2 protein-coding genes are annotated in these 22,496 nt (G+C 42.8%); both read left to right on the top strand.

The features are described 5' to 3' along the window. Position 1: 1 nt before the first annotated feature. Positions 2-10,069: a non-ribosomal peptide synthetase gene (locus J8L98_RS14345; protein WP_210996956.1), complete on the top strand. Its 10,068-nt coding sequence runs from the start codon at positions 2-4 to the stop codon at positions 10,067-10,069. Continuing rightward, the gene (locus J8L98_RS14340) at positions 10,069-22,464 is read left to right on the top strand and encodes a non-ribosomal peptide synthetase (protein ID WP_210996955.1); all 12,396 of its coding nucleotides are present in this window, start codon (positions 10,069-10,071) and stop codon (positions 22,462-22,464) included. Before J8L98_RS14345 ends, J8L98_RS14340 begins: the two co-directional genes overlap by 1 nt. Positions 22,465-22,496 lie beyond the last annotated feature (32 nt).

Below are 22,496 nucleotides of genomic sequence, written 5' to 3'. Positions count from 1 at the left end.
GATGGAAAATTCAGAAATTGCCGCTTTTTTAGCTGAGTTAGATGAACAAGGTATATTTGTTTACTTGCAAGAAGACCGCCTAAAGCTGCGGACGCAACTTACCACTGTGCCGGCAGAACAGCTTGCGCGTATCAAAGCATGTAAGCAAGCGTTGATCGCTTACATGCAACAGCATCATCAAAAACAGGGGCCGTTATCAAGCGCTCAGTATCGGATTTGGTTTATTGACCAATATGAGCCGTTATCAGCGACGTACAACATGTGCGGGTTACTGCATTTTTCAACATCAGTGTTAACGGCGGATGTAGAGCAAGCGCTAAACACTTTACTAACACGTCACCAAGTTTTAAAAAGTAACTTTGTTACAGTCGATGGTAATGTCGTACAACGAATTAATGAAAAGGCACAACTTCATTTAGACACAATCGAAGTCGGTGTTAATGCAAATAAAGCGGATATTATCGCGCTGCTTGATGATGAACTGCAGCATTGTTTTGATTTAGAAAATGAACTGTTATTTCGAGCGACCTTGATAACGCAGCAGAACCGAGGGCAGTGGCTGTATATTGCGATGCATCATGTTGTTGCAGATGGCTGGTCGGTTCAAATATTAGTACAGCAACTGGTTGATATATTGGCGGAATGCCCGGTTGAACTTGGCTCGTTGCAGCAGCCACAATTACAGTATTTAGACTACGTACATTGGGAAAAGCAGTTTAAGCAAACACCGGTATACCTTAATCAGCTTGAATATTGGCAAACCTCGTTAAAAGACATTGAGTTGTTTGAATTACCAACCAGCTATCCGAGAAAAAGTCAAAAAACATATCACGGTGCGACTCATCATTTTGACATATCCAAAGCAATGATAGCGCCGTTTACGCACTACTGTCAGCAACATAGCGTCACACAGTTTGTTGGGTTACTGAGTGTATTTTATGTGTTATTACATCGGTATAGTCAGAAAAATGATGTGACTGTGGGTGTACCAGTATTAAATCGAGACCAGCCAGAATTTGAAGCAATGGTTGGGTGTTTTGTTAATACGTTAGCACTGCGTCAAAAGCTCAGTACAGAACAATCATTTCATACTTTGATAAGTACGACAAAGGCCACGGTGGCGCAAGGGTTAGAAAATCAAAATGTTGCACTTGAGAGTATTATTGAAGCGCTTGGTTTAGCAAAATCATCGGCACACTCAGCCTTGTTTCAAATATTATTCAACTATAACGGTATTACCATTGAATCACATCAAACGTCGGAGTTATCAGCGGATCTGACGCCTTTGGATAACAATACGGCGAAGTTTGATTTCACACTGAATATCACAGAGTCAGATACTGGGTTAGTTGGCAGTATTGATTACTGCACTGCATTATTTGACGCGCAGTTAATAGCGCGAATGAGTGATGATTTTATTGCGCTGACAACAGCATTGAGCTCTGCACCAGAGCAAGCAATCGGGAAGGTAGCCCTGCCTTCAATTTTACGTTCTGAGAATACATTTACAACAAGTAATAGCGTAGTACAAGACGATGTGGATTTACTATTACATAAGGTAATGGCGCACAGTGACCGTAACCCAAACAAAACGGCGTTAGTTGAATCGAGTGTTCATACAGAAGAATTAAGCTGTATTAGTTATGCACAGTTAAACAGCCTCAGCTTTAATTTTGCTCAACATATGACAGCCTTGTTAGAACAGCGCAGTACGTCACAATTAGCCCCAATCGGGTTACTTGTATCGCGTTCTGCTTATTCAGTACTGGCAATGTTTGGCATTATGCGTGCGGGCAGAGCATATTTGCCGATTGAGCGCGATACACCGGTACGTCGTATCATGGAGATGCTAAGTCAGTCAAAAAGCCAATATCTGATCACGGTTGATAAGCAGAGCTTAGTAGAGGCCGACATGCAGCTATTGAATGAGCATGAAATCAGCATCCATCCATTTGAGGGCTTTATAAGTCCTTATATAGAAAAAGAATTCGCCCTTCCAAAAGTACAACATTGTGACTCTGCATATGTGGTATTTACATCTGGCACGACAGGTAAACCCAAAGGCGTTGAAATATCTCATGGGGCACTCTCCCATTATGTTAATGGGATCAGCGAGCGCATTCAATTTGATGAAAATATACGTGCTGGTGTGGTCACAGGGTTGGCGACTGACTTATGCCTTACAGGAATATATCCAGTGTTAGCCGGTATGGGCACCGTAGCGTTTGCCAGTCACGATATTGGTGCTGATCCAAGCTTAATTGTGGACGCATTATATCAACTAGACGTTAATTTCTTAAAAATAACGCCGAGTATTGCCAGCGAATTACTGCCTGTCATGTCGCAGAATATCAAGCATATACCCGCTATTTCATATTGGGTGTTAGGTGGGGAACCATTAACGCCTCAACTTGTGAGTACACTGCAGGGCGTGTACCCAACGTCTTCCATAATAAACCATTATGGGCCATCAGAAACATGCATTGGTGTGACGACATACCAGATTACGTCTAACGAGCAATGTACGAGTACTTTGTATCCAATTGGTCAGCCGCTTTCTCATGCTGCAGCGTTAATTTTGGATGAGCTAAAACAGCCAACACCACCGGGTATGCCGGGAGAGTTATACATTGGGGGCAGGAGTTTATCAACGGGCTATATCAATGCACCTGAACAAACCGCAGGCAGCTTTGTTGAGCATGAAAGTAATGGGGTAGCACAGTTGTTTTATCGCTCTGGCGATAAAGTGAAACTCACGCCACAAGGCGATATAGAGTATTTAGGCCGCATAGATAATCAACCAAAAATCAGTGGCTATCGAGTTGACCTGTTAGATATTGAAGCAAAAGCGACCGCGCTGCCGATAATAAGCAGCGCTGTAGTGGTGTGTCGAAAATTGGGTGAACTTGACACGCTAGTAGGGTATTGCACCTTATCAAATGAGAGCGTTGATTTAGATATCGCGAAAATGAAGCAAGACATTGTAAATGCTTTAAAGTTGCTATTACCAGAACCAATGGTCCCCCGAATATGGGAAATTGAAACACAATTACCGTATTTGGCAAATGGGAAAATAGATCGCAAGCAATTACAAAATAAGCCAATTCAAGTTAGTAAACGTGCGTTTGTTGCTGCTCAAACAGATATTGAGCACACTTTAGTGGCGCTGTTTTCTCAATTGACAGGACATGAAAAAGTCAGTGTTACGGATGACTTTTTCGCTATTGGTGGACACTCCCTGTTAGCGATGCGATTATTGAACTTGATACGTCAGCAGTTAGATGTGAATATCTCGCTTAAAGCGTTATTTGCATACTCAAGCGTTGCTGAGTTGGCAGCATATTTATGTCAAACGCCAGAAAAAAGTGGTTTACAAGGGATAGTTGCGCTTGAGCATCATGATTTAATAGGCGTTCATCCATTGTCGTTCTCACAACAAAGGCTGTGGTTCGTTGATCAAATGCAAGGTCACAGTGAACAGTACAATTTACAAGGTGTTTATACCTTAAAAGGTAACGTGAATATAGTGGCGTTACAACAGGCATTTCAGCGAGTTATTGCGCGTCATAAAATACTTCATTTTAATTATCAAAGCAGCGCGACAGCAGAAGCAACGCAGAGCTTAAATTCACAATTAGCGTTTACCTTGGCTGAAATTGATTTATGTGATTCCGACAACCCATCACAGCAACAAGTGGCTCAGACGTTCATTGCGGATGATTACAGCACATCATTTGATTTGACGGATGATCTACTGTTACGTGCAACGTTACTTAAGTTCGATACTCAATGTTATCAACTTATTGTCACAATGCATCATATTGTGTCAGATGGTTGGTCGATTTCCATTTTGTGTAAAGAGCTGTCAGAAAGTTATAACAATTTGGTTGTGGGTAATGAGCACTGTGCCCAAACGGCACTGCCGTATCATTATATCGATTATGTGTACTGGCAGCGCACACAAAAAGCTTCGCAGCAATGGCAAGATAGCTGTGAATATTGGCGTTCTCAGCTCGACGGTTTACCAACAGTGCATACGCTACCAACTGATCGTGCACGTTCAAATAATGTGATTAGCGGAGGTGGGCTATTTAAAGGTGCAATACCAAAGGGTTTGACTAAGCAATTGCGACGCTTTAATAAAGCATCATCACAAACACTCTTTTTAACATTAAAAAGCGTGTTTACATTATGGTTTAGCCGTATTTCTGAGCAGTATGATATTGCAATTGGCACCCCTGTCGCGGGGCGTGAACTCGCCGAGTTTGAGCCTATCATTGGTAATTTCATTAATACTTTAGTGCTAAGAAGCCAAATATCATCTGACACTGACCTAGCGCATATGCTGCGAATGACTAAAGTGACATTGAGCGATGCATTGGTACATCAACAATTACCATTTGAAGCACTTGTTGATGCCTTGAATATTGAGCGAAGTTTATCAATACATCCATTAATGCAAGTGGTATTCAGAGCAAATAATGACGTGAATGAAACTTTACAACTTGATGGGTTGATAATTGAACAGGTTGAGAGTGGCGTACGTAGTGCGAAATTAGATCTTGAAGTATCGGTAATTGACAGTGGTGACGCTATCGATATTGAGTGGCTTTACGATACTGCACTATGGAATGAGTGTAGCATTAAGGCGTTTTTTGAGCAGTACTGCTATGTGTTACAGCAATGTCTTGACGACATTCACACCCCACTTTCAAAGTTACAACTATGGACTGACCAAGCACAATCACAGTTTATATATGACACCGAATCGCTCGATTTAACTGTGGCACAACAACCGACTTTTTCAGCGCATTTTTCAAGTATGGCACGACAGTATCCGCACTATGATGCGCTGTTATATGATGGACGAGCCTATTCTTATGAGAAGATAGAGCAGTGTGCCAATCAATTAGCACATTGTTTACTCGAAATGACCTTTGAACCACAAAGCCGCATCGCCATCTTATTACCATCGGGCCCTGCAATGGTTGTGGCGATACTCGCAATTTTGAGAGCAGGCCATACTTATGTTCCCCTTCACAGTAACACGCCCAGCCAAACATTAAACTACATCGTTGATGACGCAGAGCTCATGATGATTTTGGCATACAGTGATGATACCGATACATTGGTTGACAGTGGCAGTGACTTCTTATTGTTAGATGATATTTTTGATTTAGACTCAAATTTCTGTGGCTATGATACGGCAGCACCAAAGGGGGTTGAACGCGCTGGTGAGCCTTGTCATAAAGGCGAAGATATATGCTATATCATTTATACGTCAGGCTCTACAGGTAAGCCAAAAGGGGTCATGATCAGTCATGATAATCTAAGTGCATATTTACAGCATGCTGTGACTTGTTATAAACCGAAAGATGGGGTGATCTGGTCGTCGGTTGTGAGTACTCCATTGGCTTTTGACGCTACGGTAACCGCGTTATTTCCGCCTTTAATGCATGGTGGAACCGTTGAAATAATACCTGAAGGTGGAGAACAGTTGGTTAAGTTAACCGACGTTATATTCTCTAGTATGAATGCTAAGTTATTCAAACTAACCCCCGCGCATTTGAGGGCCATTGTTGGCCTATCGAAAGATAAAAGTGACACTTTAATGAACCACACATTGGTGGTTGGTGGTGAAGCGCTTGAAGTTGACTTATTGGCAGCTTTGCGCAAAAAACTGCCATATTGTCGTTGGGTCAATGAGTATGGTCCAACAGAAACCACAGTTGGTTCAACAACGTATACCATTGATGATACACAAACAACGCTCAGCAATGGTATTCAGGAGCCGCCGTATACTCAGTATGTAAATGAGGGGCATAAAGATGTGCCTATTGGTATACCAAATAGTAATGTCATAGTGCGAGTGGTTGATAGATTTAATCAATTGACTCCATTGAACATGCCGGGAGAATTGTTGATTGGTGGGCCTGTTGTTAGCCAAGGGTATGTGAATTTAGCTGGGCTTAATGATGAACGTTTTGTCACACTGACATTTATGCAAAGCAATGGCAAAAAAAGAACACAGCGCTTTTATCGGACCGGGGACATTGCATTTTGGCAATCTGATAAAAAAACAGAAACCAGTTATTTGCGATACAGTGGACGGATTGATGAACAAGTTAAGTTGCGCGGCTTTAGAATAGACATCTGCGCCATTGAGCACACATTACGTGCATTAAATGAAGTATCGGATTGCGCGGTCACTGTCGATGTAGAACAAGCGGTGCTGCACGCCCATATTGTGATGTGCCAAGGTCATACTATGGTTTCTCGACTTCTCAAGTCACAGTTAGCAAACACGTTACCTCATTATATGGTCCCGTCGTTATTTTTTGAGCACGATGGCATACCCGTTACAAAAAATGGCAAAGTAGACAAAACGGCGTTAACAGTAGGTATTGAGCAACGTGATTTAGAGCCTAAAGCGGTTGTTAATGATAAAGATTTAACACCCCTACAAAGTTATTTATTAAACCTATTCCGTGAAACGTTGCTGTTGGAGCATATTGGTATAGAAGATAGCTTTTTTGATATAGGCGGTCACTCGCTCTTGGCTATTCGGCTGATTGGACAAATTCGCGAGCAAAAACATTTTGATATCACTTTACCCCAGTTGTTTAAAACACCTTCTGTTGCAGCGTTAACGGACGCGTTGCAGAGTTGTCAAAAGATTACACACGCTCAAGAGATTGTAAAAGTGTCGAGACAGCAGGCATTGCCCTTGTCTTATGCACAGCAAAGATTGTGGTTGATTGACCAAGTGCAGCAAAGCAGTGCGCAATACCATATGCCTGCGAGCTTTACATTTAATGGTAAGTTGAATCTAGAAGCGGTGTCGAGTGCATTACACGACTTAATTGCGCGCCATGAAGTGCTACGCACCATAATTGTGAATCAAAATGGCAGTGATGCACCAGAGCAAAAGATTAACTCAACATTCTCAGTACCACTAAAATGTCTTGATTTAACCGCGCTCAGTCAGCAAGAACAAGACGAACAGTGGGCACATATTGCATTCGAAGCAAGTACAGCACCATTTGATTTAGCAGATGATGTGATGCTGCGTGTTGTAGTGGCAAAAATGACTGAACAAACCAGCCTTGTGCACTTTAACATGCATCATATTGCCAGTGACGGTTGGTCTATGGCGATTTTAATACGAGAGTTTATTGCCTATTATCGCACGCATACTGCTGAGCAAGAGTATCAATTACCACAAACTTTGGCTGAACCACTCTCAGTGCAGTATGCTGACTATGCATACTGGCAGCGCTTAGTGTGTAGCGAAAATGCATTGAACACATCGCTTGATTATTGGTGCTCACAATTACAAGGTGCACCACATGTGCATGAGTTGCCTTTGGACTTTACGCGCCCTCAAGAACAACAGCTTGTCGGGGCGAGCGTTATTCACCATTTAAATGCCGCGACAACGAAAGCCATACATCAGCAGTGTGCAGATCACGGTGTAACATTATATATGTGGCTTCATACGGTATTTTCAGTATTAGTTATGAAATACAGCCAATCTCAAGATGTACTAATTGGCTCGCCAGTTGCGGGGCGTGATCAGGCTCAAGTGAGTGATTTAATTGGTTTCTTCGTGAATACGCTTGTCATTCGAAGCCAGACCCAGTCCAAGCAATGCTTTACTGAACTTTTAGCTCAGCAAAAGCAGGTTATTGTTGATGCATTCAAACATCAACATGTGCCTTTTGAGCAGTTAGTCGAAGTGTTACAACCAGAGCGTAATTTGGCACATCAACCTTTGTTTCAAATTTTGTTTGCGCTACAAAATAATGAAGTCACTGATTTTACATTACCGCATTTACATATTGAACAACATTCAACGCACGCGGTACGAATGAAGTTTGATTTAGAGGTAAATGCGATTGAGCAAGGTGATGGTATTCATATTCAATGGAATTACAACACATCACTATTTAAAAAACAGCGGATTGAACAACTAATTCTCAGCTTTGAGGTGATGATTGCTGCTTTACTCACAGCACCATCTCAGCAAATTGGATCATTATCCGTAATGAGCGCGGATACAAGGCAGCGATTACTGGCTGAAGAACTAAGTGACCAAGAAGCAGTAGAAAATAACCTGCGATTAAGCCCAGAACCCCATACTCGCCACGTCATGTCTAGGTTGAATAAACATTGGCATAGCAAAACGGGCTCGAATGAAGGTCATTTTAACCAGTCTAGAGCATTGATAGATATTGATGGGCGTGTAATGAGTTACGCTGACCTGGTTAAAAAAACCGATCAGCTCGCTGGGTACTTGCAAAATAAAGGGATCGGTAAAGCCAGCAAGATTGCAATTTGTTTACCGGCATCGAGTATGATGATTATCGCTATACTCGCAGTAACCAAAATAGGTGGGGCCTATGTGCCCATAGATCCCAAGCAGCCAATATCAAGACGTCAGTATATATTAGACGATTCGGGCTCTGAACTATTAATAACTACGTCGCAGTTAGATATCGATTTTAATACGCTAACGCAATCGAGTGCCTCATGTCGCTTATTGTTAAATGAATATAATTGGCAGCAAGAGATGAGTGAACTTGCACCTGTCGCTTATGATATCGATGATCTGGCCTATATTATTTATACATCGGGTACGACGGGCATGCCGAAAGGGGTGCAGATAACGCATCGCAATTTATCGATGTATCTTGATCATGTGTTGGATACCTACTTAGATGGCGATCAATCTATTAGTGTGGTAAGTACGCCATTGGCTTTCGATGCGACGGTGACGTCAATTTGGGGGCCATTATTGACGGGAATGTGTTTAGATATACTCGTTGATGATACACAAATGCTGACCCAACTGTCGCAACGTTTGCAAAGCGAACACTCTGGATTTTTTAAAGTCACGCCCGCACATCTGCAAGGGGTATTGGCTTTATTGCCTCAAACAATCATCCCCACAGCCCATCAAGTGATTATTGGTGGTGAAAAATTACCATTACCTTTACTGCAATCACTCAGTGAGTATTTCCCTAACATTCAATGGGTGAACGAGTATGGGCCAACAGAAGCAACCGTCGGAACTAGTGTTTATCGTTGTAATGCGGCAAGTATAGCCGAGCTTGAACAACAGCAGTTGACGCAAGTGCCCATTGGAAACGCCATTGCAAACAGTCGACTCGTGGTGCTCGATACAGAGCAACAGTTGGCCCCAGTGGGCGCAATTGGTGAACTATACATTGCAGGAGACAATCTCGCTTTAGGCTATTTAAACCAACCAAGCCTAACAAATCAGTGCTTTAACATGTTGCCATTGGGGCCTGAGGGCACCGAACGGCGCTTTTACCGCACTGGGGATAAGGTTCGTTGGCATATAAATGAACAAATGCACCCTGAATACTTATTATTTTACGGCAGAGTAGATGAGCAAGTTAAACTGCGAGGCTATCGTATTGAATTAAACGAAATAGCTCACCAATTAATACGTCATGGTGATATCGATGAGGCGCAGGTACTGCTAAACCCTGAGACAGAACAACTTGAAGCCTTCATTATTTCACAGCAGTATGGGTTGCAATATCAATTTTCAGAGCAGCAACGCATTCAGCCCGTATCCAACAATGCCATAGGGGCTTTAAAAGAGCATTTAGCTGCGCTTTTACCTACCTATATGATCCCCCATAAATGGATGGTCGTGGAGCACATACCGTTAACCCACAATGGCAAAGTTGATTCTAAGCAGCTGTTGAATCTAAGTGCTTCAATTACTGTAGAAAGTAAGAATATTGCCGCAAATAATGATTTTGAGCGCGCGTTAATTGATATTTTTTCCAAGATATTAGCTGCTGATTGTATGGGAATAACAGATAACTTTTTTGCATTGGGAGGGCATTCATTATTAGCCACCCAGTGTATGGCAATGGTGAAAGAAACCTTAGATGTAGACATTCCCGTACGCGTTTTGTTTGAACGGCCAACCATAGAAGCACTTTCTAAGTGGTACAGCATTCAGAAAATGATGACTAACACAGCGCCAAATGATAATGAAAGCGATACTTCAGAAGAGATGTTTTTGTAATGAATGGACAGTTATTAGTAATTGAAGACCTTATTGCTGAAGCTTTAAGTGTGGGGGTTACTCTGTACGAAAAGCAAGGGAGCTTGGCATTTAAGCAAACGAATGGTTTTCCAGAAGCATTGAAGTTACGGGTGATAGCCAATAAAGCGCAGATCATTGCGTATTTTCAGCAACGAAAATCGTTAGAAGCCTCGTCAGATAATGCGCTGATCCCTGTCGTATCACGTTCGCAGCGATTACCTCTTACTTTTGCACAACAAGGGTTATGGTTTATTGAGCAGCTACAAGGTAGTCGTCAATATTATATGCCCGCCGAGTTTGAATTGCAGGGAAAAATAGAGGTGCCATTACTACGTGAGTCTATCAAGCAGATAGTAGAGCGGCACGAAATATTACGGACCCGCTTCAGCTCAAAAGTAGAGCACAATGGCCAGCCGCACCATCTGGTTTCTACGTCATTTGATACGCCGTTTGAATGGATAAATGCGGCGGAGTTTCCTGTTGCACAGCGCCATCAAAAAATCATTGACTCTATTACTGATCATCAATCACAGAAATTTGATTTAGAGAAGGATATATTACTGCGTGTCCTTTTAATCTCAGATGGTTCTCAGCATTATTTAGCCTTTAATATGCACCATATTGTGTCAGATGGTGCATCATTACAAATACTCGTTCAAGACTTGCAACGTACATATTGTAATTTACTATATCCCTCATCTAGTTCTGCGCTATCAACGCTTCCCATTCAGTATGTTGATTATGCTCATTGGCAAAAATCTATGCTATCTGAGCAGCGACTAGCTACGCATTTAACGTATTGGCAAACAACTTTAGCGGGGCTAGACCCCATTCAATCTTTACCGACAGATAAGCCTAGACCGGCAATACAGCAGCAGCAAGGTTTAGTGTATCGGCAACAGCTAACCATGCCGTTGTTATCTAAGATTCAGGCACATGCAGCGCAGCAATCGGTGACCCCTTTTATGTGGCTGTTAAGCAGTTTCATGTTGTTTATTGGACGCATTAATCAGAGTGAACAAGTTGTCGTGGGCACCCCAGTTAGAGGGCGGGAACACCCACAGTTACAAAACTTAATTGGCTTATTTGTAAACACCTTAGTTATTCGAGCTGATTTATCCAAAGAACAGTCATTTAACGATTGGCTGCAACAACAAAAAGACCATATATTGCAAGCTTTTGAGTATCGTGATACGCCATTTGATAAGGTCGTTGAAGGACTTAACTGTCCACGAGATTTAAGTCACCATCCATTGGTTCAGATTTTGTTTACTTTGGAGATGGATAACAGAGCCGATTTTCAATTACCAGAGCTTGATATTCAGGAATATCGCAGTGCTGAGCGCGCACACCAGGTAGCAGTTAAATGTGATATCGAACTCAATGCAACGGTTAATACACAAGGCTTGTTACTCACCTGGAAGTTTGATAAAGCACTGTATGAAATAGACACAATAATGCATTGGGCAACGTGCTTTGAAGTATTATTAGAGCACATTGTTGAGGGTCCACAGCGCAATTTTAAATGTTTGGAACTACTTAACCAGCAACAGCAAATTGACTTAGCCGTGCAGCAAAGTGGTGTACTGGCGCAGTGGGATAGAGCAGCAAGCTTAGTGCATATTTTTGAACAAAAAGCGGCGCAATTTTCCCACAAAATAGCAATCAAGCATGGTGAAAATGAACTGACATATCAGCAACTAAATGACCAAGCGAATCAACTCGCGTGGGTATTACGTGCAAAAGGGGTGCGTGCGCAAGACATGTTACCCGTGAGTATTACTCGACGTGCTGAGTTGGTGGTGACTCTGCTGGCAGTGCTTAAAGTTGGTGCTGCCTATGTGCCGATTGACCCCGACTATCCAGTGGAAAGGATCAATTACATTCTTGATGATGTTGGCAGCAAATGGGTACTCTGTGATGCGGCAAGTTTAGAGCTGTTTAATCAGGATGAACGCAATTTAGTCGCTATTAATATTGACGATGCAGCACTGTACGCTGATATTGACCAACGTCATAATCTTGAATTAGCGATTGAATCCAGTGATTTGGCTTACATGATTTATACATCTGGCACTACCGGGCGACCAAAAGGTGTACAGATAGAGCACCGCCACGTTGTACGCTTATTATGTGTTGAACCGAATCAGTTTGATTTTAATGAACATGACGTATGGACACTCTTTCACTCATTCTGCTTTGATTTTTCAGTATGGGAAATGTATGGCGCACTCTTGTTTGGTGGCCAATTGGTTGTTGTCGAATCGCAGACAAGCAAAAATAGCCCTGCATTTGCACAATTACTGTTTGATGAAAAAGTCACGGTACTAAACCAAACCCCCAGCGCGTTTTATGCTTTGCAAACCCCCTTCATAGACGAGGCAAATAGTCGCCGTGAAGGTAGTCACTTACGATATGTTATTTTTGGTGGTGAAGCGTTACAACCGGTGAAATTGGTCCCATGGGCTACGCGTTTTACTGACTGTCAATTGATTAATATGTATGGCATCACCGAGACAACGGTGCACGTAACATTTAAGCGTTTGACGCAAGATGATGTAACAAATGGGGTGAGTAACATCGGTCGACCGATTGCAACAACCTCATGTTATGTGCTCGATAAACAGCAACAGTTATTACCCATGGGCGCGGTCGGTGAGTTATATGTGGGAGGCGCAGGTGTTTGTCGTGGCTATTGGCAAAGACCGGAGCTAAATGACTCGCGCTTCATTGCTGATCCATTTTCATCACAGGCCAGTCAAAGGTTATATAGAACTGGTGATTTAGTACGATATTTACCAACGGGTGAATTGACATACATTGATAGAGCGGATGACCAAGTTAAAGTGCGAGGCTACCGCATTGAGTTGGGCGAAATAGAAAACCAACTTCGAATGCACCCATGGCTTGCAAGTGTCGTGGTGTTACTGAACAAAGAGCAGGTAGATAACCCAAGGATCTCTGCATTTGTCGTGTTGAATGATGATGCTGAGTTTAATGCGCTTACCGAGCAAGTGCAGCAGTTTCTGCGGGCAACACTTCCTGATTTTATGCTGCCAAGTAATGTCATTGCGATGGCGACATTGCCACTAACATTCAATGGAAAAATAGATAAAAAAGCACTCATCGCACAGGATAAGTTTGAGACTTCGGCAGAACAATATGAGAGCCCAGAGTCGAGTACAGAAGAGGCGATTGCCAGTGCTTTCGAATCGATATTGGCAGTCGAAAAAGTAGGTCGAAATGGTCATTTTTTCGCTTTGGGTGGACATTCTTTGCTCGCGACGCAACTTGTTGCGCATTTGACCATACAAGCAAAACTATCTATTGCTCTGCGAGATTTGTTTCAGTTTCCTGTGGTGAAAGATCTCGCAGCAGTATTAGTAAAGCGTGCAAAAAGTAAATATGTTATTGACGCTTCGTGCCTTTCAATACCGTTAATATCACGTGATAAGCCATTAAGTTTGTCATTTGCACAGCAGCGTCTGTGGAGTATTGATAAAATACGCCAAGGTAGTTTGCAATATCATATGCCTGCAACATTTGTGCTATTTGGGGAGCTCAATGTCACACACTTCAAGCAAGCATGGCAGGCAATTATACAGCGCCATGAAGTACTGAGAACCACTTTTAAAGAAACGCCTGATGGTTTACCAATACAGGTCATACATGAACAGTTTGAATTGCCATTGCAGGTTATTGATGGTTGTGCGCTTAACAATGAACAGCAGCAACGTCGTTGGCTGAAGGTCATACGAGATGATCAACAACAAGCATTTAATTTAAATACAGACTTACCATTGCGTCTGCGGTTATTTAAACGTCAGGACGATCAATATAAGTTACTGGTGAACCTACATCATATTGCGGGTGATGCACATTCTTTGGCCATTTTGATTGAGGAAATAGAGCAATTTTATGCTGCGTTTACAACTGGTTCACCGTTACCGGTTAAGTTACAAAAACCGTTAGCCATTCAGTATGCCGATTACGCACATTGGCAGCGGTTACAGTTACAGAATCTGCAATTGAGCGCCGCAAAACAGTTTTGGTTAACGCATTTACAAGATGCGCCGCCATTACACCACATACCGTTAGACAAATCGCGAACAACCAAGGCTCAGTTGCAAGGCGATAGTCATATTGAAATGTTGAGTCCATCACAAGTTTCACGATTGATGCACAGCTGTGCAGCGCTTGATGTTACACCTTTTGTGTGGTTACACACCGCGTATTCCTTATTGGTTGCTAAATATAGTGGCAGCGATGACGTTGTTATCGGGTCGCCATTTTCGGGCCGTTCACATTCACAATTAGATCCATTGGTTGGGTTTTTTATTAATACACTGCCAATTCGTACACAACTGTTGGCTGGTATGACTTTCTCTGATTTAGTACGGTACCAGCAGCAAGTTATGCTCGATGTACACGAACATCAAGTAATGCCATTTGAACAAATCATTGATGGCTTAAAACTTGCCAGAGGGCTAAACCATCATAGTGTATTTCAGCTTACATTTTCACTGAACCCAGAGGTGAATTCGGTGCTGAAGTTACAAGGAATGAGAGTTGCGGCGACACAAGAACAAGCACCTCAGATAAAATTCGACATTGAGCTGGCGTGTACGCAGCTTAGCTCGGGAATGCGTTTAAATTGGGGTTATAACAACGCCTTATTTGAGTCACAAACGATTGTCACAATGGCAGGGGCGTTTACTGAACTCGTAGAACAATTATTAAATAACAGTACTCAGTTGATAGATGACATTCAATTGCACTGTACTCGCACGTTAAATGCAGAATCGAGTGGCACTGTGAATGGCCTCCATGCTTTACGCGGAAAACGTGATGTTGACGCATACGAGCGTAGCATTGTTGAACGTATTGTCGATATTGCCAGCGCAAGCTGCACAGCCGAAAATACGGCAATTATAGAGGTCGAGTCAGCTCAATCACTGAGTTACCGACATTTACATGAACAGTCTGAATTGTTAGCAAAAGATTTAATTAATAATGGGTTACAGAGTGAAGAGCCTGTTATTGTTAGCATGTTAAATGGGGCAGAGTTTGTCATTTCGTTATTAGCGGTTTTAAAAGCGGGTGGGTGCTATGTTCCCGTAGATCCTAATTATCCAGATTCTCGCATCATTTATATTATCAATGATTGCGGGGCGAAGCGGATCATAACGACTAAACAGTTTAAAGCAAGGCTAGGTCAAAACGACACGACAGCCAATCAAGTGATATGTATTGATGAAGTGTTAACTCATATGAGCAATGTCACAAAATCAAATGCAGCAAGCCTCGCACGAATTAAGTTGCCAACGATATTGCCAGACCAATTAGCCTATATCATATACACCTCAGGTACGACAGGTCAGCCTAAAGGGGTCATGATCCCTCATAGCGGTTTAGCGAATCTCTGTCGTTGGCACAATCGCACATTTGATGTGGGCAGCAACAGTATTGCTACCCAAACCGCGAATATAGCCTTCGATGCGGCGACTTGGGAAATATGGCCATACCTGAGCGTGGGAGCATGTTCCATCGCGGTGGCACGCAATGCGCTTAATGATCCACAAGGGTTATCTAAGTTACTTAATGACTATGATGTAAGTCATAGCTTTTTGGCAACGCCTATTGCAGAAGTTATGCTATCAGACAGTCGCTTTAAACCGGCTCACTTAGAGTATTTACTGGTTGGCGGAGACAAATTGAGTGCGTTGAGTACAGCGTCTTTTCCGTTCAAGCTCATTAATAACTACGGTCCGACAGAGGCCTCTGTGGTGGCGACGTCGGGTGAAGTACAGCAATCGACAATGAACAGTGCAACCATACCAGATATAGGTTTGCCGATAGACAACTTTGAACTGCTTATACTTAATGAACGTCAGCACCGTGTTTTACAAGGCATGATTGGCGAGTTGTATATCACGGGAAATGGCCTAGCGCGCGGGTATTTAAATAGGCCTAAACTCACACAAGAAAAATTTGTTAGTGTCTTTAATAGTGAAGGAGAACTTGTAAGAGCATACCGGACAGGCGACTTGGTACGACAGCGCAATAATGGTCGTATTGCCTATATAGGTAGAAATGATGCTCAAGTTAAGATCCGAGGCTATAGAATTGAGCTGGCTGAAATTGAACATCAGTTGCGCTCATTGCCTGATATAGCCGAAAGTGTAGTACTTGCGGTGCAGGTGCATGAAGGACCTAAACAACTAGTTGCGTTTGTTATAACGGCGCAAGGCGTTTCTCATACTCAAAATACACAGGCTTTTGAGCAACAGGCTTTGGCTTCATTACGTGCTCAATTGCCAGAATATATGGTGCCAAATAAGGTTTTGATATTGTCAGAGTTGCCATTAACACCACATGGCAAAGTGGACCATAAAGCACTCATCTCTCAACTAAATGCACACGACGCGACGATACACGAAACAGGTTATGAAGGTCCTGCTAAGACGGTATTCGAGCAACACGCTAATACGAATACACACCAGCACGGCAATAACTCATTGTCGGCGCGTTTACTCGAGATATATCGACAAGTTTTGAATAACGCACAGTTGCAAACAAGCGACGACTTTTTTGCCGCAGGCGGTGATTCAATCATTAGCATACAAATTGCCAGCAGAGCGAGAGCACTGCAAATCACAGTGTCAGTCGCAGATATATTTAACTTCAACACTGTGGCATTGTTGGCAGCGCATTTAGCACACTCAAATACGTTAGAAGTGTTCGTCAAAGAAGCCCCGCCATTTGTTGGGGAATTACCATTACTCCCTATTCAACGTTGGTTTTTTGAACAACAGTTTACGCACAGCCACCATTGGAACCAAGCGTTATTGATAAGCATTGATAAAGTGTTTGAAGTTCAGCAAATACGCGCAGCGCTAGCGTCTGTAATGGCACACCATGATGGATTAAGGCTAGTGGTTAATCATCAGCAGGGCGCTTATCAATTGTCGGTGATTGGGGAGATTGATATTGTGTCGGTATGCAGTCAATTTGATGCGCACAAACATGGCGATAATTGGCAACAGGCGTTTGCATATACGCGGGATAACAACCAAAGCACATTCAGTTTTGATTGCCAGCCTTTATTTAAAGTGTGCCACGTTATAACACCGGATAGTGAATCGCGTAATCGTTTACAAATTATAGCGCATCACTTATTGATTGATGGGGTGTCGTGGCGGGTTTTGCTGGAAGACATTAATCACGCCTTGATTGCTGTGCAGCATGAGAGGCCACTGCAGTTACCGCCGCGTACAGCAAATTTACACGCGATCAGTCTATTTTTTGAAGAACAAGGTCATAAAACAGAAGATTTGGCGTATTGGCAAGCATTGACTGAAGCCGCCAATTCAGCGCAGCTGTTAAACTTTAACACACAAAAACCAGCGACCGACTCTGAACTTGACAGTTGTAAAGTCAGTATTCCCGAGACTGTGACTCGCTCCTTGCTGACAACGGCAAATCAACCATACAACACTGGGGTACAATCTTTGTTATTAGCTGCTTTGCACTGGTGTGCAATGCGACATTATCAAACGAAAGATTGGGTAGTGTTATTAGAAGGCCATGGACGAGAGTTATTAAATAATAGCCTTGATAGTACGCGCACTGTGGGGTGGTTAACTGCGATGTATCCACTGCGGTTATTTAGCAACACCAATAACTTGGCTGATGTGATCTGTAATGTTAAAGAGCAACTTGCATTTACTGCAGGAAGGGCCAGTCAGTTTGGGGCATTGCGGTATGCACACCCTGATGAAGCAGTGCGCGAATCGTTAGAAATAAAGACTAAAAGCCAGGTGTTTTTTAATTATTTAGGCCAGTTGGATGCGGTATTTGACACTGCGGGTGTGATTGGTGATGCGACTGAATCAGCGGGGGTACTGCATGCGCAGCAAAACCATGCTTATTACGGGTTACAGATCACAGCAGCGGTGGTTAACGAGCAATTATCGTTCACTTTTGAATATGACAAAACACGTATAACCAAGCAAACTGTCGCTAACTTAGTTGCATATTATCAGCAGAGCCTTATTGACGTGGCCAGCTATTGTATCGAGATAAACCAACAATTACACTCTGCAAGTTTAGGTACATGTGGTAACGACCTAATTAGACATAGATATACGCCGAGTGATTTTAGCTTGCTAGCTGATGTGTCTAATTTACATTTACAAGACATTATTGCCCAATTTCCGTCGCAACACATTGCTGATATTTACCCAATGAGTGCGTTACAACAAGGTATGTGGTTTCACAGTCAATACAGTGACAGTGCCCAGCAAAATCATGCTTATCTTGAACAATCAAGTATGCTTCTTGAAGGGGAGTTTGACGTTGAAGCGTTTGTATACGCATGGGAGCAGGTCGTTGCGTCACACAGTATTTTGCGTACCGCTTTTGTAAGTAGTCCAATCGGGCCTGTGCAAGTTGTTATCAGTGATTGTGAATTGCCGTTACACGTTGAAATACCTTCGTTGCAATCATGCAATGATGAGGCATATATAGAGCAAAGTGCCGCAGATGAGTATCAACAAGGAATCGATTTACGTGCAGCGCCATGTCTGCGCTTAAAAGTTGTATTGTTTGAGAACAAGCGCACAGGATTTATTTGGACTTACCACCATCTGATTATGGATGGTTGGTCTCTACCCATATTGTTTTCTCAGTTACTGGCGCAATACACTGCGCGTGTAGCGGGTTTTACCTCGCCTAAAGTGCATGACAATTATAGAGATTATATTGACTATTTAGAGCAGAAGTCGTCATTGGACGAGCAGCAGTTCTGGCACACTTATTTGTATGAGGCCGATGAAACGACCTTATTGGCAAATAATATTGCGTTGATACAAAACCCAGTTGAATTAGCGTCTGAACGCGCGGTTGAAAAAAATAGCTCGGTCGTTGAGCATAGCATCACTTTACCTGTGCAGTTGTGCAGTACCATGCAGGTATTCTCACGCCAACATGGCTTGACTCTGAATCATTTACTGCAAGGTGCCTGGGCATACTGGATCAGTATGTGTTGCAATAAAGACTATGCATTGTTTGGCCAAACTGTGTCAGGACGACCCAGTGACTTGGCAAATATAGAGCAACGAATTGGCTTGTATATTAATACGCAACCCGTATTGCTCAATACGCAAGGTGACCAAACAATATTACATTATTTAGCTGCCGTTAAACACAGTGCTTTAGCGCTGTCAGATTATGCTCATTCACCTTTGACTCAGGTACAAGGGTGGAGTGCGATTGATAATGCCGCGATGATGTTTGACGCACTTTATGTATTTGAGAACTTTCCGGATGATCCACTGACAGATAGTGAACAAGCTCCTTTCAACGTCATCCGTAGCGCTCATAAAGACGAAACACATTACCCAATGACTTTGGTTATAGGGCAGGGTGAACAGTTGTCTTTAACCTTGTGTTATCAAGTTGGGTTATTCAACCAAGGTACCGCTGAACACTGTTTAGCAATGTTGTCACACTTGTTAAATGAATTTGTGCAATCACCAGATCAAGCTCTAAAATCAATACCTTTAGACGCAATAGAGCACAGCGTCGCGCCTAGTTCATCCGCTAGTGCATTATCAATCCCGACGTTTTCTTTTGACAGTGCAATAAAGACATTACCTAGTGAGCAAGATATAGAAAAAGAAAGTCGGCCAGTTCAAGACCTACCTGTAACACCGATGACGATTCAGCAATGTTTCTCAGAGGTTGCAACACGTTTTGGTGATTTGATTGCACTGGAAGATTGTTCTAAGAGTCGTTGTTCATTGGCTGAGCGAGTTAAAAATGCAACTCACTCAGGATATACAGTGACGTATAAGGCACTGGATAAGGCGGCTAATCAACTCGCAAATTATCTATCTACGAAACAGTTTGATAGCACCGGTAATCGTAATGCACAACCCATCATTGCGGTGTGCTTACCAGCCGGTGCTGATTTAATTGTTGCCATCCTTGCGATACTCAAAATGGGGGCTGCGTATTTGCCGATTGCGCCAAATTTACCGGCGCAACGAAAGACGTTTATGCTCTTAGATGCCAGTGTAGATATGGTGCTGACCCAAAGTGCTATTGATTCGAGTGAGCTTACTTGCATAGCTGAAACATCGGTTATTGCACTGGATGCCATTGGGCCATTAGTAAGTAGTCAAGCACACGCGTATTCATTGGAGGAGTTTGCCCCTCAAGATATTTGCTATGTGATATATACGTCAGGTACAACTGGTGTACCAAAAGGGGTGATGGTTGAGCAGCAAAGTGTGCTTAATTACGTGACATTTTTACAGCACAGCTATGGCATAACCTCCTCAGATAACTACTTACAGTTTGCCAGTTGTAGCTTTGATGTATTTGCTGAAGAGGTGTTTTGTACCTTGCTCAGTGGGGCCACATTGGTGCTGGCAGAGCAGACCCAGCTATTAAACACTTCAGCATTGGCCAGTTTGGCACAACAAAGTAAATTGACCTTAATGAGCCTTCCTACAGCATATTGGCATCAATTGGCGGCATCGAATGTTTCGCTCAATAGTCAACTGAGGCTCATTACAATCGGTGGAGAGCAAATGCAGCTGAGTGCGTTAACGCAGTGGCAGAAGCAATATGGTACGCAAATCAAGTTGATTAATGCATATGGCCCGACTGAAACAACAATTTCTGCCACACTGTGTGAGGTTACACACTTTAGCGGTACACACATACCAATTGGCCAGCCTATTTCGGGGTTGAATGTTCATATTTTAGATAAGTATCTGAGGCCAGTCCCCAGTTATGTTGCAGGTGAGTTATATATTAGCGGGTGTGCATTAGCGCGAGGCTATTTAAATGATGTTCAAAAAACCGCGAGTGTCTTTATCGAAGAGCCGAATACGGGGATTCGATTGTATAAAACTGGGGATAAGGTTCGGTGTCAGAATAACCAGGATATTTACTTTTTAGGCCGCTTAGATAGTCAGGTGAAAGTGCGAGGTTATCGTATCGAGCTGGGTGAAATTGAGCGTCACTTGCAACGTATAGAATCAGTCACCGCTGCGGCGGTGGTGGTACGACAAAGTCAAAATGCAGGCGAGCAGCTGGTGGCGTTTATTGAAACGTGTGATGACGACATTTCTATCGCACATCTTCGTCAGCAATTGGCTGAGCAACTTCCTGAATATATGGTGCCGCAATTGTTTCAATGCGTTGCAGCGCTGCCACATAACAACAATGGCAAAATAGACCGTCATCAGTTAGTTGTGATGAGTGAGCAACTCAATACGGCTAACACCGCAATATGCGTCGCGCCTACTAATCCGATCCAAGCCTTACTCGTTGAACGATTTAAAGCATTATTGAATCAAACACAAGTGAGCATTGAGGACGACTTCTTTACATTGGGTGGTCATTCGCTATTAGCAATGCGTTTGGTAGGGGAGTTAAGCTACCAATTACAAGTTGATGTGCCCGTCGACATGTTGTTTCGACACAGCACGATTGTGGCTCTGGCGAGAGAGATTGAACAACTTCAGCTTAGTCATAAACCGAAACAACTCAGTACGGTATTGTGTTTACAAAAAGGTGAGCAAGGTTACACACCAGTTGTACTTGTGGCTGGTGCTGGTGGCTTATTAATGGCCTTCTCTTCATTGGTACAGCAACTAGATGACCGCATTCCCATTTATGGCTTACAGCCAGATGAAATTGCTGAGCAACCAGATGTTGTTGGGTCGCTTGCACACACAGCGGCACATTATTTGAGTGCACTAGCAGATGCAGATATTCACGCGGACGTCCACTTTGTAGGGCATTCATTTGGTAGTTTCATTATTTATGAAATGGCCAAACAGCTGCAGGAAGTATCTCAGCAGCCTACGTCATTACTCATTTTAGATACGCCTTTGCCAACGCGACCTATTGAGCCTGTAAGTGAGCATCAAGCCACTGAATTTGTATTTCAAAATATAGATGAATTTTTTCAGCTGGGCTTTTCCAATGCCGATAAAACAGACTATTTATCGTTAGATGAATGCCCAAGAACGCAATGGTTGTCAAAGCGTTTGGCCAATGCGGGTTATCACTTTACGCCATTGCAGTTAGCCCGTTTTCAAGGGGTATTTAAAGCGCAATTAAGGGCACATGTATCTATAGACACACTGCTGACGGAGACGCTTATCAGTGTCATAAAAGCGACAGATACGAATGAATTTGAAAATAAGGCTGTTCCGAAAGATATGGGATGGTATGCGGTGAGCCATAACCTGACAGCATACGAAGCTGCAGGGGATCACTTATCGATATTGCAACAGCCTAACAATACGGTATTGATTGAACAAATACAGAGTAAATATGTGCTCAATCAGTAAATGTAAACTATAAGTTGTATCTTAAAAATCGA

Origin of the sequence: Pseudoalteromonas sp. MMG013, assembly GCF_018100885.1 — a bacterium.
GTDB lineage: Bacteria > Pseudomonadota > Gammaproteobacteria > Enterobacterales > Alteromonadaceae > Pseudoalteromonas > Pseudoalteromonas aurantia.
The sequence above is the reverse complement of the archived record's forward strand: the minus strand, read 5'-3'. Positions and strand labels throughout refer to the sequence as shown.